This is a genomic window from Mesorhizobium sp. B2-1-8, assembly GCF_006442545.2.
Taxonomy (GTDB): domain Bacteria; phylum Pseudomonadota; class Alphaproteobacteria; order Rhizobiales; family Rhizobiaceae; genus Mesorhizobium.
Genome location: NZ_CP083952.1, coordinates 3,924,714 through 3,938,281 on the forward strand (window position 1 = coordinate 3,924,714; position 13,568 = coordinate 3,938,281).

14 protein-coding genes are annotated in these 13,568 nt (G+C 62.2%); 13 read left to right on the top strand and 1 reads right to left on the bottom strand.

The annotated features are described in order from the left end of the window. The 3 genes from FJ970_RS19195 (at position 1) to tsf (ending at position 2,297) form a co-directional block, all read left to right on the top strand. A complete protein-coding gene (locus tag FJ970_RS19195) occupies positions 1 to 279 on the top strand; it encodes a DUF4031 domain-containing protein (RefSeq protein ID WP_140757470.1) in 279 nt (92 codons plus the stop codon). A 204-nt stretch (positions 280 to 483) separates the two neighbouring features. Continuing rightward, on the top strand, positions 484 to 1,266 hold the full coding sequence (rpsB, locus tag FJ970_RS19200; protein ID WP_023777441.1) for a 30S ribosomal protein S2: 783 nt from the start codon (positions 484 to 486) through the stop codon (positions 1,264 to 1,266). Between the two features lie 110 nt (positions 1,267 to 1,376). Then, positions 1,377 to 2,297, top strand: coding sequence for a translation elongation factor Ts (gene tsf, locus FJ970_RS19205; RefSeq protein WP_027142611.1), 921 nt, complete (start codon positions 1,377 to 1,379; stop codon positions 2,295 to 2,297). Positions 2,298 to 2,310: 13 nt separating this feature from the next. On the opposite strand, the gene FJ970_RS19210 is transcribed toward tsf, so the two are convergent. Continuing rightward, the gene (locus tag FJ970_RS19210) at positions 2,311 to 3,246 is read right to left on the bottom strand and encodes a LysR family transcriptional regulator (RefSeq protein ID WP_140757469.1); all 936 of its coding nucleotides are present in this window, start codon (positions 3,244 to 3,246) and stop codon (positions 2,311 to 2,313) included. A gap of 118 nt (positions 3,247 to 3,364) precedes the next feature. Between FJ970_RS19210 and FJ970_RS19215 the strand changes: the two genes are divergently transcribed. The 10 genes from FJ970_RS19215 (at position 3,365) to fabZ (ending at position 13,559) form a co-directional block, all read left to right on the top strand. Further along, a complete protein-coding gene (locus FJ970_RS19215) occupies positions 3,365 to 3,892 on the top strand; it encodes a nuclear transport factor 2 family protein (RefSeq protein WP_140757468.1) in 528 nt (175 codons plus the stop codon). Between the two features lie 29 nt (positions 3,893 to 3,921). Continuing rightward, complete coding sequence (locus FJ970_RS19220; RefSeq protein WP_140757467.1) at positions 3,922 to 5,031, top strand: aldo/keto reductase; 1,110 nt, start codon at positions 3,922 to 3,924, stop codon at positions 5,029 to 5,031. Between the two features lie 151 nt (positions 5,032 to 5,182). Next, on the top strand, positions 5,183 to 5,905 hold the full coding sequence (gene pyrH / locus FJ970_RS19225) for a UMP kinase (protein ID WP_140757466.1): 723 nt from the start codon (positions 5,183 to 5,185) through the stop codon (positions 5,903 to 5,905). Positions 5,906 to 6,006: 101 nt separating this feature from the next. Further along, positions 6,007 to 6,561, top strand: coding sequence for a ribosome recycling factor (gene frr, locus FJ970_RS19230; RefSeq protein WP_027142617.1), 555 nt, complete (start codon positions 6,007 to 6,009; stop codon positions 6,559 to 6,561). A gap of 32 nt (positions 6,562 to 6,593) precedes the next feature. Further along, a complete protein-coding gene (locus tag FJ970_RS19235; protein WP_140757465.1) occupies positions 6,594 to 7,328 on the top strand; it encodes an isoprenyl transferase in 735 nt (244 codons plus the stop codon). Then, the gene (locus tag FJ970_RS19240) at positions 7,325 to 8,140 is read left to right on the top strand and encodes a phosphatidate cytidylyltransferase (protein ID WP_140757464.1); all 816 of its coding nucleotides are present in this window, start codon (positions 7,325 to 7,327) and stop codon (positions 8,138 to 8,140) included. The genes FJ970_RS19235 and FJ970_RS19240 overlap by 4 nt, the downstream gene beginning before the upstream one ends. Before the next feature lie 97 nt (positions 8,141 to 8,237). Next, positions 8,238 to 9,380, top strand: a complete 1,143-nt coding sequence (rseP, locus tag FJ970_RS19245; protein ID WP_140757463.1) for an RIP metalloprotease RseP — start codon at positions 8,238 to 8,240, stop codon at positions 9,378 to 9,380. Positions 9,381 to 9,597: 217 nt separating this feature from the next. After that, positions 9,598 to 11,970, top strand: coding sequence for an outer membrane protein assembly factor BamA (bamA, locus tag FJ970_RS19250; RefSeq protein ID WP_140757462.1), 2,373 nt, complete (start codon positions 9,598 to 9,600; stop codon positions 11,968 to 11,970). Between the two features lie 73 nt (positions 11,971 to 12,043). Beyond that, positions 12,044 to 13,099, top strand: coding sequence for a UDP-3-O-(3-hydroxymyristoyl)glucosamine N-acyltransferase (gene lpxD, locus FJ970_RS19255; RefSeq protein ID WP_140757461.1), 1,056 nt, complete (start codon positions 12,044 to 12,046; stop codon positions 13,097 to 13,099). Beyond that, entirely contained in the window at positions 13,092 to 13,559 is a 468-nt protein-coding gene (fabZ, locus tag FJ970_RS19260) for a 3-hydroxyacyl-ACP dehydratase FabZ (RefSeq protein ID WP_140757460.1), read from the top strand. Before lpxD ends, fabZ begins: the two co-directional genes overlap by 8 nt. Positions 13,560 to 13,568: the final 9 nt, after the last annotated feature.

The following is a 13,568-nucleotide window of genomic DNA, read 5'->3' on the forward strand; positions in this document are numbered from 1 at the left end:
ATGGCGGTCTATGTCGATGCGGCGATCTGGAAGTGGGCAGGCCATCGCTGGTGCCATCTGATGGCCGACGACACCGAAGAGCTGCATCGGTTCGCAGCCCAGCTTGGCGTGAAGCGCTCGTCCTACCAGGGGCCGCCCAGGACATCGGCGCCACACTATGACATAACCGGCTTCGAGCGCGACCGCGCGGTGAGGCTCGGCGCCATCGAATGCAGCCGCGAGGAGATCGTCGCGATCCTCAGGCGCGTGCGGGTACCCAACGGCAAGGCAAAGCGCTGAGGACAGGGCGCGGATCGTCGCATGTCACGCCGCGGACGCCGCGGCGCTTGCGTTTAGCGCGCTTCCCCTCTATATGCCCGCTCATTCCACACACGGACTTTGGTGTCTGCCCGGGAGAAATCCGGCTGAAACCTCCGGTGGCGTTCAAGGACCTCGGTCCAAAAATGCCTGTGTCCGTGGAGGCTAACCGGAAAGGAAATGAGAATGGCACTGCCTGATTTCAGCATGCGCCAGCTTTTGGAAGCTGGCATTCACTTCGGCCACCAGACCCACCGCTGGAACCCGAAGATGGCGCCCTACATCTACGGCGCCCGTAACAACATCCACATCATCGACCTCTCGCAGACGGTGCCTTTGCTGCACCAGGCGCTGAAGCAGGTTTCCGACACCGTTGCCAAGGGCGGCCGCGTGCTGTTCGTCGGCACCAAGCGCCAGGCGTCGGACATCGTCGCCGATGCCGCGCAGCGTTCGGCCCAGTACTACGTCAATTCGCGTTGGCTCGGCGGCATGCTGACCAACTGGAAGACGATCTCGAACTCGATCCAGCGCCTGCGCAAGCTCGACGAGATGCTGGCCGGCGAGGCGCAAGGCCTGACCAAGAAGGAACGCCTGAACCTCGACCGCGAGCGCGAGAAGCTCGACAAGGCGCTCGGCGGCATCAAGGACATGGGCTCGACGCCCGACCTGATGTTCGTGATCGACACCAATAAGGAGGCGATCGCCATCCTCGAGGCGAAGCGCCTGGGCATACCGGTGGTCGCTATCATCGATTCGAACTGCGATCCGGACAAGATCGACTTCCCGATCCCCGGCAATGACGACGCGGCCCGCGCCATCCAGCTCTATTGTGACCTGATCGCCAAGGCTGCGATCGACGGCATCGCCCGTCAGCAGGGCGCGCTCGGCGTCGACATCGGCGCTTCCGTCGAAGCTCCGGTCGAACCGGCGCTCGATCCGGCTCCGGCGTCGGAAGCCCCCGAGGCTTGATAATCGAAGGCCGGCTTGCGGCCTTCATCTTTCTCATATTTTGGCACGCTAAACAGACGCACCGTCGAGATTCGATGGTGCGTCGGCGCATTTGAAACAAAGAGGCGACAATGAGCATTTCGGCTGCACAGGTCAAAGAACTCCGCGACTTGACCGGCGCGGGCATGATGGACTGCAAGGCGGCGTTGAACGAGACCAACGGCAACATGGAAGAGGCCGTCGACTGGCTGCGCAAGAAGGGCATTTCCAAGGCCGACAAGAAGGCTGGCCGCACCGCCGCCGAAGGCCTGATCGGCGTCGACAACGGCGTGCGTGAAGCCGCCGTCGTCGAGGTGAATTCCGAGACGGATTTCGTCGCCCGCAATGCCGCCTTCCAGGAAATCGTCGCCAACGTCGCCAAGGTGGCGCTCGCCTATGGCACGACCGAAGCTGTGGCCGCCGCGAAATATCCGGGTTCGGACAAGTCGGTCACGGACACCATCAAGGACGCTGTCGGCACCATCGGCGAGAACCTTGGCTTTCGCCGCTCGGCCAAGCTGACCGTTCCGCACGGCGCGGTTGCTACCTACGTCCACAATTCGGTTGCCGACGGCCTTGGCAAGCTCGGCGTGCTGGTCGCGATCGAGACCACCGGCAACGAGCACGCCGCCAACGCCTTTGGCCGCCAGGTCGCCATGCATGTCGCCGCCACCAACCCGATGGCGCTGACCGCAGAGCAGATCGACCCGGCAGCTGTCGAGCGCGAGAAGGCAATCTTCTCCGACCAGGCGCGTCAGTCGGGCAAGCCGGAAGCCATCATCGAAAAGATGGTCGAGGGTCGCCTGCGCAAGTTCTATGAGGAAGTCGTGCTCTTGAAGCAGGCGTTCGTGCTCAATCCCGACATCACCGTCGAGAAGGCGCTGAAGGATGCCGAAAAGGAAATCGGCGCGCCAGCCAAGATCACGGCCTATCTGCGCTTCGCGCTTGGCGAGGGCATCGAGAAGGAAGAGTCCGATTTCGCCGCAGAGGTCGCTGCGGCAGTCAAGAAGTGAGCGTCCTACCGCATTATTGCGGCTGTGTCTTTCGGCCGGGCGTCCGCAGGGATGCCCGGCCGATTTCGTTTGCGGTGTCGATGAAGGCCCTGAGCTTCGGCGCCATCGCCGCGCGGCGCGGGAAGTAGAGAAAAAGGCCGGGTTCCTCGATCGCCGATTGCGGCAGGACCTGCACCAGACGCCCGGCTGCAAGATCCGCGCGCGCCAGCGGCTCGAACATATAGGCGAGGCCGACGCCGGCGAGCGCCAGATCAATGGCGGCGAGCGAGTCCGTCACGATGGCCGTACCGCTGGTCTCCATGACCACATCCTTGCCATCCTCGGTCAAATCCCAGCGATAGAGAGCACCCGAACGGACGAGCCGGTACCCGATGCAATTGTGGTTCGCGAGATCGGCTACGCGGTGCGGACGACCACGTCGCCCGATATAGGCGGGAGAGGCGACGATGACGACTTTGAAGGGCTGCGTCAGTCGGATGGCCACCATGTCCTGCGCGATCATCTCGCCGAGCCGGATGCCGGCGTCAAAGCCTTCGCCGACGATGTCGACCAATCCCTGATCGGCAAAAATCTCGACCGTAATGTCGGGATAGCGCTCGGCCATCGCGGCGACGACCGGCGTCACCGCCAATGGGATCGCGATGTTGGAGGCGTTGATCCTGAGCAAGCCGGTCGGCCTGCCCTTGACGCTGCGGATACGGTCCATCCGCTCGGCAATATCCTGGAGGGCAGGGGCCGCCGTTTCCACCAGCGCCTTGCCGGCCTCGGTGAGCGAAACGCTGCGCGTCGTGCGCGCAAACAGCGGCTGGCCGATCCGCTCCTCGACGAGGCGCACCGCATGGCTGACCGCCGAAGGGCTCATGCCGAGTTCAGCCGCGGCAAGCGCGAAGCCGCCGCGCCGGGCGACGGCAACGATGACAGGCAGATGCGTGAGCAGGTCCCGGTCCATTCATGAACCATATCGCATATTCCATGCAGATCATGCAATCTTATCGATGCTGGGGCGAAGGTCCATATTGTCGCCAATACATCGGCGATCGGGGCTGATGGCATAAAGGAGAAGAGACATGAATGCCTTGAAATACGTTACCTTTGCCGCTGGCATGGCGCTGGCACCCGTCGATGCCGGTGGTGCGGAACCGACCGGCTGGCAGGCGCTTGCCGATGAACGCGCCGTGATCCGTATCGCCGATGCCATCGATCGCGCCGTCGACGCGCAGGAGTGGAAACGCGCGCGCAGCTATTTCGCGGACCGGGTCACCGCCGACTTCAGCAGCCTGTCCGGGCAGCCTGCGGCCAACATTGCCTCCGACGATCTGATCGGCGCCTGGGCAGGTAACCTCAAGGGCAGCAAGACCAGCCTTCACCTGCGCACCAATCACCAGGTCGTCCTCGGGGCGGACACGGCGACTGTTCTGTCGAACGGCTACGCCTGGAACCGGATGGAGGGCAATGGCGATCCGCTCTGGGAAGTCTGGGGCACATATGAGCACCACCTGACACGTTCCGGCACAGCCTGGAAGGTCGATGGCTTCACCTTCCGCATGACGCATGAACGCGGCAATCCCTGGGTCAAGACGACCCCGGGCCAATGACGCCCGCATCAACCGGATCGGAGAAGACAATGACGATGAGCTACTACACACTCGGCAACAGCGGCCTGCGCGTTAGCCGGCTGGCACTGGGCACGATGACCTTCGGCACGGAATGGGGCTGGGGCGCAGACCGGGACACGGCGCGAACGATGTTCGACGCCTATGTCGAGGCCGGCGGCAATTTCTTCGACACCGCCGACCTTTATACCGGCGGCACCGCCGAGACCTGGCTCGGTGAATTCGTGGCCGAGCGGGGCTTGCGCGACAAGGCGGTGATCGCCACCAAATTCACCATGAACTCGAACCCCGGCAATCCGAACGCCGGCGGCAACGGCCGCAAGAACATCATGCGTGCCGTCGACGCCTCGCTGAAGCGGCTGGGTACCGACTATATCGATCTCTATCTCATGCATATCTGGGACAGACTGACGCCGGCCGAGGAGGTGCTGCGTACGCTCGACGATCTGGTTCGGGCAGGCAAGATACGTCACCTCGGCCTGTCCGACGTGCCGGCCTGGTATGCCGGGCGGGCGCAGGCGATCGCCGAACTGCGCGGCTATGAGCCGATCTCGGCGTTGCAGCTCGAATACTCGCTGGCGGAGCGTGCCATCGAGCATGAATTCGTGCCGTTCGGGACACGCCATGGCGCCGGCATCATGGTCTGGAGCCCGCTGGCCAGCGGGCTGTTGAGCGGCAAATACCGCCCGGCGCAAGCGGGCAATGCCGGCCGGCTCGACGGCTTCCGCAGCACCACCCATCCAGGCTTCCAGAAATTCACCGAGCACAACTGGACTGTCGTGGCGGAGTTGGAAAAAGTCGCCGCCGAACTCGGCCGGAGCATGGCTCACGTGGCGCTCAACTGGGTGGCGACACAGCCGGGAATCGCCACCGTCATCCTTGGGGCAACGCGGCTTTCGCAGTTGCAGGACAATCTTGCGGCGCTCGATTTCTCCATACCGCCAGCGCTTCGTCAGCGGCTGGACAAGGTGAGCGGCACGCCGGCGCCATTCCCGCATTCCTATTTCGGTCCCGAGATCCAGGTTCGTGTCGCCGGCGGTGTCGTGACCGGCGACAAGCCGTCCGGTTATGCATTGCCGGTCGTGGTCGAAGGCGAGGCCGTTGCCATCAGCAGCAACTGATCCAAAAAGCCTGGAATTTTGGACAAGGGCGCGGCGTGACATCGCTGCGCCCTTCGTGTATCCGGTCAACCCGTCATGACAGCACCGCCGGCGAACCAGGAGGTCTTTTTCGCCTTCAGAGCTTGCCGCGCCGGGATTTTCGAGGAACCAGATGACGGCGAAGCCCCTCTACCGACGTGTTCTGCTGAAAGCTTCGGGCGAAGCGTTGATGGGCGAGCAGCATTTCGGCATCGACGTCTCGGTCGTGGACCGTATCGCCGGCGATATCGCCGAGGCGCGCGCGCTGGGCATCGAGGTGGGTGTCGTCATTGGCGGTGGCAATATCTTTCGCGGCGTGGCCGTCGCCTCCAAGGGCGGCGACCGCGTCACCGGCGACCATATGGGCATGCTTGCCACGGTCATAAATTCGCTGGCACTGCGCACGTCTCTGAACAAGATCGGCGTCGACGCCGTCGTGCTGTCCGCGATTGCCATGCCCGAGCTTTGCGAGAGCTTTTCGCAGCGCCAGGCGACCGCCTACATGAACCAGGGCAAGGTGGTGATCTTCGCCGGCGGCACCGGCAATCCGTTCTTCACCACTGATTCGGCTGCCGCGCTCCGCGCGGCCGAGATCGGCGCAGACGCGCTGTTCAAGGGCACGCAAGTCGACGGCGTCTATTCTGCCGACCCGAAAAAGGACCCGAATGCGACACGTTTCGAGCGCATCAGCCATGCCGAGGTCATAAATCGAGGGCTTTCGATCATGGATACGGCTGCGATTGCACTTGCGCGCGAAAACAACATTCCGATAATCGTCTATTCGATCCACGAAAAAGGTGGTTTCGGCGATATTCTGAGGGGCGGCGGCCGCTGTACGGTCGTCGCGGACGAGTGATCCGGGCCCGAAGAAGGGAAACCGGATTTCGAAATCGGGCTCGAACACGGGGCTTTGCCCCGAAGCAGTGAACCCGCGGCAGACGGGTCGAGGAGACTAACATGAGTGGTGAGTACGACGATCTCAAGCGACGCATGGATGGGGCAATCGCGGCGTTCAAGCATGATCTGGCCTCGCTGCGGACCGGTCGCGCCTCCAGCAACCTGCTCGACGCGATCCAGGTGCAAGCCTATGGCACCACCATGCCGATCAATCAGGTGGCCAACGTTACCGTGCCGGAGCCCCGCATGATCTCGGTCTCGGTCTGGGACAAGTCGATGGTCGGTGCGGTCGACCGCGCGATCCGGGAATCCAATCTGGGCTTCAACCCGATCGTCGACGGCACCAATCTGAGGATTCCGCTGCCGGAGCTCAACGAACAGCGCCGCAAGGAGCTGGTCAAGATTTCGCACGGCTATGCCGAGAACGCGCGTGTCGCCGCGCGCCATGTGCGCCGTGACGGCATGGATTTCCTGAAGAAGGCGGAGAAGGACGGCGACATCAGCGAGGACGATCAGCGCAAGCGTTCCGACCAGGTCCAAAAACTTACCGACGAAACCATCAGCACTATCGATCATCTGCTTTCCGACAAGGAAGCTGAAATCATGCAGGTTTAGGGTTGGCCCTTGGCTGACCCGAAAGCGAGATCATGACAACGCCCGCGCATGTCGCGATCATCATGGATGGAAATGGACGCTGGGCCAAGGCGCGCGGTATGCCGAGGCTCGCGGGTCATCGCGCCGGCGTCGAGGCGCTGCGCAAGGCTGTGCGTGCCGCCCCTGGTCTCGGCATCTCCTTCCTGACCGTCTATGCTTTCTCGTCGGAGAACTGGTCGCGACCGAAGTCCGAGGTCAGCGACCTTATGGGTCTGTTGAAGCTGTTCATTCGTCGCGACCTTGCCGAGCTGCACCAGAGCGGCGTGCGGGTCAGGATCATCGGCGACCGGGCAGGGCTGCAGGCGGACATCAGAGGGCTGCTCGACGAAGCCGAATCACTGACGATCCACAACACCTCGCTGACGCTTGTGATTGCCTTCAACTACGGCGGGCGCGACGAGATCGTTCGCACGGCGCGCAAGCTCGCCGAGGCGGTGGCGCGCGGGGAAATCGACAGCGAGGCGATCACCGCCGAAAGCTTTGCCGGCTCTCTCGACACGCAAGGCATTCCCGATCCGGAGTTGGTCATCCGCACCAGCGGCGAGCTTCGCCTGTCCAACTTCCTCTTGTGGCAGGCCGCCTACAGCGAGCTCGTCTTCCTGCCGTGCTACTGGCCGGACTTCAACCGTGAGCACTTCGCCGAGGCCTTGCGTGAATATGCCGGCCGCGAGCGCCGCTTCGGCGGACTGGGCCCGCAAGACGTCGCTTCGCGACCGGCCGCGGGATGAGCAACCTTCAGCTGCGTGTGATTTCGGCGGTCGTGCTGGCCATTGTCGCCCTTGGCCTGACCTGGCTGGGCGGCCTGCCTTTCCGGCTGCTGTGCGCCGCCATGGCGGCAATGATCTTTTATGAGTGGACACGCATGGCGCGGTCCGCCGCGGCCGACGGGCTTGGTTTCCTTCCGGAAGCGCTGATGGTCATTTTCGTCGGCGCCCTGATTGCCGGCCTGTCCGCATTTTGGCTGCTGCCGCTCGTGGTGATTCTGGTTGCGATAACGGCGGCCACCGCGGGAATCCGCAAGATCGGCCAGTGGGACGCTGGCGGCCTTGCCTATGCCTGCGTGTCGGGCCTGTCGCTTGCCCTGCTGCGCGACGGCGATCATTCGGGCCTCATCGCCATCCTGTTCCTGTTCGCTGTCGTCTGGGCGACCGACATTTTCGCCTATTTCGTCGGGCGCGCCGTCGGCGGGCCCAAACTGGCGCCGTCGATTTCGCCAGGCAAGACGCGCAGCGGCGCATTCGGCGGGGCGGTCGGTGGCGTCGTCGCGGGACTTCTGCTGGCAGCCATTGCCGGCGCCGGCAACCTGGCGTTGCTCGGCCTTGTGGCGCTGGTGCTGTCCGTTGTCGCCCAGGCTGGCGACCTGTTCGAATCCTGGGTCAAACGGCGGCACGACCGCAAGGATTCAGGCGTGCTCATTCCTGGCCATGGCGGCATCATGGATCGTGTCGACGGGCTTGTCGCGGCCGCTCTTGCCCTATACGTCATCGGTTGGATTTTGGTGGGCGCCGATCATCCGGCACAGGGGCTGTTTCCCATTTGAACGGTGTCATTCCACGATCTGGCGCGAACGTGCCTTGGATTCGCCTGTATTGATGTCACAGTCATGCAGCGACCGCGGAAGAATTTGAGGGCTTGAGTTGAACGAGATTCTTCACGCGATTTTCAGCACGGAAGGCCTCTTTCTCGGCACGCTCGTGCCGTTTCTCTTCGTACTGACCGTGGTGGTGTTCGTTCACGAGATGGGCCACTACCTCGTCGGCCGCTGGTGCGGCATCGGGGTCAGGGCCTTCTCGATCGGCTTCGGCCCGGAGCTCGTCGGCTTCAACGACAGGCACGGTACGCGCTGGAAGCTTTGCGCCATACCGCTAGGCGGTTATGTCAAGTTTGTCGGCGACATGAGCGCCACCTCCAGCAAGCCGACATCGGACGAGCTCGAAACGCTGACCGACGAGGAACGCAAGGTTGCCTTCCACACCCAGGCGATCTGGAAGCGCGCGGCAACGGTGGTGGCCGGCCCGCTGTTCAACTTCCTGCTGACGATCGTCGTCTTTTCCGTGCTGTTTGCCTCCAATGGGCGTTATGTCGCGGAGCCCATGGTGGCGGAGGTTACAACAGGCAGTCCCGCGGCCAAGGCCGGCATTTTGCCTGGCGACCGATTCGTCAGCGTCGACGGCAGCAAGGTCGAAACCTTCGGCGACGTGCAGCGGCTGGTCTCGGGCCGCGCCGGCGATATCATCACCTTCGTCATGCTGCGCAACGGCAAGGAGGTCACGGTGACCGCGTCGCCGCAGCTGATGGAGCAGGAGGACGCGCTCGGCAACAAGATCAAGGTCGCGGTAATCGGCGTCGTCAACAACAAGGAACTCGGCCAGCCTCGTCTCATCACATACACTCCGGTGGGAGCCGTTGCGGCGGCAGTTGAGGAAACGGGCCACGTCATCGAGCGCACTGGCCAGTTTCTGCAGCGCTTCGTCGTCGGGCGCGAGGACAAGTGCCAGCTGGGTGGCCCGGTCAAGATCGCCGGCATGGCCGGCAAGGCTGCCAAACTCGGTTTCGAGTGGCTGGTGCAGCTCGTCGCGCTGCTCTCCGTTGGGATAGGCATTCTAAACCTTTTGCCGATTCCCCCCCTCGACGGCGGCCACCTGTTGTTCTACGGGGTGGAGGCCGTCATCCGCCGGCCGGTGTCGGAACGGATGATGGAAATGGCCTATCGGGCCGGTCTGCTTCTGGTGCTGTGCTTCATGGGGTTCGTGTTCTGGAACGATCTCTTTGGGTGCTGAAATCATGAAGGAATTTGGCCCGGGCATGGTCGATGTTGAGACGCCGTTTACCATGCACGGGGATATGAGTGACGCGAAAGCCACGCAACAGGGTTAAGTAAATACAAATTAACCAGAAGCCTTGCGTGTAGGGAAAATCCGGTTAATACGGTAGGGGAAATGACCGCACGTCCGGTTTTCTCGCCGTGGGGACTACGAGAAAAGGTTATTAAGCCCGATGAAGGCAGCATCCAAGTTTCTAAACGCCGCGTCAGCGGCGGCACTGTCCGCCGCTCTGGTCGTACCCGGTGCGTTCGCAGTGCAGTTCGTTGCCACATCGGCGGCCGAAGCCGCTGTCGTAAGCAAGGTGGAGGTGAGCGGCAACCAGCGTGTCGACGCCGATACCATCCGCAACTACATCACCATCAAGCCCGGCAAGGCCTTCTCCAGCTCCGATGTCGATAGCGCGGTCAAGGCGCTGTTCGGCACCGGACTGTTCTCGGATGTCCAGATCAACCAGGTCGGCTCGACCCTGGTGGTCAAGGTTTCGGAATACAAGGTCGTCAACCAGGTGCTGTTCCAGGGCAACAAGAAGCTCAAGGACAACGCGCTTCAGGCGGCAGTTCAGCTGAAGCCGCGCGGCACGTTCTCTCAGGCTACGCTCGATTCGGACGTCGAGGCGGTCAAGGCCGCTTACAGGCGCATCGGCCGTGACGATGCCGGCGTGACCGCACAGATCATGGAGCTCGGCGACAACCGCGTGAATGTGGTGTTCCACATCACCGAAGGCGATCGCACGCAGATCGCGGCAATCAATTTCGTCGGCAACAGCGCCTATTCGAGCCGCCGCCTGTCGGACGTGATCAACACCAAGCGCTCATCCTGGGTCTCGTTCATCCTGCGCGACGACGTCTATGATGAAGACAAGCTGCGCGCCGACCAGGAACTGCTGCGCCGCTTCTACTTCAATCACGGCTACGCCGATTTCCAGGTCGTGTCCGCTGTCGGCGAGCTCGACAATGCGACTAACAAGTACACGGTCACCATTACCGTCCAGGAAGGCGAGCGCTATACTTTTGGCGACATCAGCGTCGAAAGCACGATCCCGGAAGTGGACTCCAAGTCTCTGGAATCGGTGGTCGAAACCCGCAAGGGCGATGTCTACAATGCCAAGAATGTCGAAGACTCCATCATTGCCCTGACCGAGAAGGTGGCCGGTTCCGGCTACGCGTTCGCGCAGGTGACGCCGCGTGGCGACCGCAATTTCGAGAACCATACGATTTCGGTGGTCTACACGGTCGACCAGGGCACCAAGGCCTATGTCGAGCGCATCGAGATCCGCGGCAACGACCGTACACGCGACTATGTCATTCGCCGCGAATTCGACGTCAGCGAAGGCGACGCGTTCAACCAGGTGCTCATCCAGCGCGCGAAGAAGCGCCTGGAAAACCTCAATTACTTTGACAAAGTCGACATTTCGACCGTGCCTGGCTCGGCCCCTGATCAGGTCGTGCTGGTGGTCGATGTGGTCGAGAAGTCGACGGGTGAATTCTCGGTTGGTGCCGGCTATTCGACCGGTGGCGATACGGCCGGACCGTCCGTCGAAGGATCGATCACCGAGCGCAACTTCCTAGGTCGCGGCCAGTTCATCAAGGTGTCCGCCGGCGGCGGCAAGAACTCGCGCGATTACAGCCTGTCCTTCACCGAGCCCTATTTCCTCGGCCGGCGCATCGCTGCCGGTTTCGACATCTACAAGTCGACGAGGCAATACAAAAGCAACTACGACAGCGATACCACGGGTGCGACGGTGCGCTTCGGTCTGCCTATCACCAACAGCATCACGACCCAGCTGGCGTACAACATCTCGCAAGAGAAGTACAAGCTGGACAGCAATTGCGATGCCAATGGCGACGGGATTCCTGACGCCGGTTGTACAATTTCGCCCGCCATCTTGGATGGCATCGAGCAAAGTCCGTGGATCAAGTCTTCGATCAGCCTGGGGCTGGTCTACAACACGATCGACGACATGAAGAACCCGCACGAGGGTATCTACGCCAACACGACCGTCGAAGTGGCCGGACTTGGTGGTGATGCTAAGTTCGTGAAGCTTACCGGGCGCGGCAGCATCTATCAGACGCTGTCCGAGCAGCTTGATCTGGTCGGGCTGATTTCAGGCGGCGCCGGTCATGTCGAGAGTTATGGCAACAACGGTACTCTGCGCATCTTCGATCAGTTCCAGAGCACCGACCGCATGATCCGTGGCTTTGCCTATAACGGCATTGGTCCGGTGGACCCGAATACGGGTGACCATCTGGGCGGGGTGACCTATTTCAATGCCTCGGCCGAAGCGCAGTTCCCGTTGCCGGTTATTCCCGAGAGCTTCGGTCTCCGCGGTGCTGTATTCGCGGACGCTGCGACGCTCTACGGCAGCAAGATCAGCACGACGGTCGACCAGGCTTCTCTCGACATGAAGCTTCGTGCCTCGGTCGGTGTCGGCCTGATGTGGGCCTCGCCGTTCGGGCCGATCCGTATCGACTATGCGATCCCGGTCAAGAAGGAAGCCAAAGACGACGTGCAGGAATTCAACTTCGGCATATCGACCCGCTTCTGATCGGCGGCCAACGATGCTCCCGGGTTTTGGATCCGGGAGAAATGTTCCGACCTAGCTGGATATAGCTTCTGGAATGACCGATCCGGTGTTCTTCGCGCCATCACGCCGGTATACGGCGGCCGAAGTCGCGAATCTGACCGGCTCGGTGCTTGTCGATTCCGGCCAATCCGACGTTTCGATCGAAGCGTTGGCGCCAGCTCATGAAGGTGGCGCCAACGCGCTCGTCTTCGTCGACGGCAAACGCAATTCTGCGCTGATGCCGTCGCTGCGGGCGGCGGCGGTTCTGTGTCCGGCGGACTTCGCAAACAAGGCGCCTGCCGGCATCGCTGTCCTGATCCATCCACGGCCGCAACAGGCTTTCGCGCTGGTTGGGCGCCTCTTGTTCCCGACAGCCGCCACGCCGGGGCCAATGACCGGTGAGACCGGCGTTTCGCCGCATGCCCATATCGATCCGACCGCGCATGTCGAAGCCGGCGCTATCATCGAGGCCGGCGCGGTCATCGGCCCAGGCGTCTCGATCGGCGGCGGCACCGTCATTGCGCCGAACGCCGTCATCGGACAGTCCTGCCAGATTGGCCGTGACGGCTATGTCGGCCCGGCCGCCAGTATCCAGTACGCGCTGATCGGCAATCGGGTCATCATCCATGGTGGCGCCAGGATCGGCCAGGACGGCTTCGGCTTTGTCGGCGGCGCCAAGGGGCCGGAACGTGTTCCACAGATCGGACGGGTTATCATCCAGGACGATGTCGAGATCGGCTCCAATTCCACAGTCGATCGCGGCGCCATGTCCGATACGATCATCGGGCAAGGCACCAAGATCGACAATCTCGTGCAGATCGCCCATAACGTCCGCATCGGCCGCAATTGCATAGTAGCCGGGCTTTCAGGTATTTCCGGTTCCGTCGTGGTGGGTGACAATGTCACCATGGGCGGCGGCGTCGGGCTTGCGGATCATCTGACGATTGGTTCAGGTGCCAAGCTTGCCGCCAGAAGTGGATTTATGAGCAATGTTCCCGCCGGCGAGATATGGGGTGGCTATCCGGCACAGCCGATGGCGGAAGCCATGCGAGAGATAGCCATGTTGCGCACGATGGCCAGGGCACGCAAGCAGGGCAAGGACAATGGCTGACATGGTGGCGGCGACAACGCTGGAAGCGGTCGACATACTGGGGCTGATGAAGCTCCTGCCGCACCGTTATCCCTTCCTCATGATCGACCGCATCGTCGACATCGATGGTGACGAATCCGCCATCGGCATCAAGAACGTGACCATAAACGAGCCGCATTTTCAGGGGCATTTCCCGGAGCAGCCGGTGATGCCGGGCGTCCTGATCGTCGAGGCCATGGCGCAGACGGCCGGCGCCATCTGCATCCGAAGCCTCGGGGCGTCGAAACCGTCGCTGGTCTATTTCCTGACGATCGACAACGCCAAATTCCGCAAACCGGTCGTTCCCGGCGACCAGTTGAAGATCCATGTCAAGAAAATCAAGAAGCGCGGCAACCTGCTCAAATTCGCCTGCGAAGCCCTGGTCGAAGGTACCAAGGCGGCCGAGGCCGAGATTTCAGCCATGATGGTCACCGGCGACTGACGATCGAGT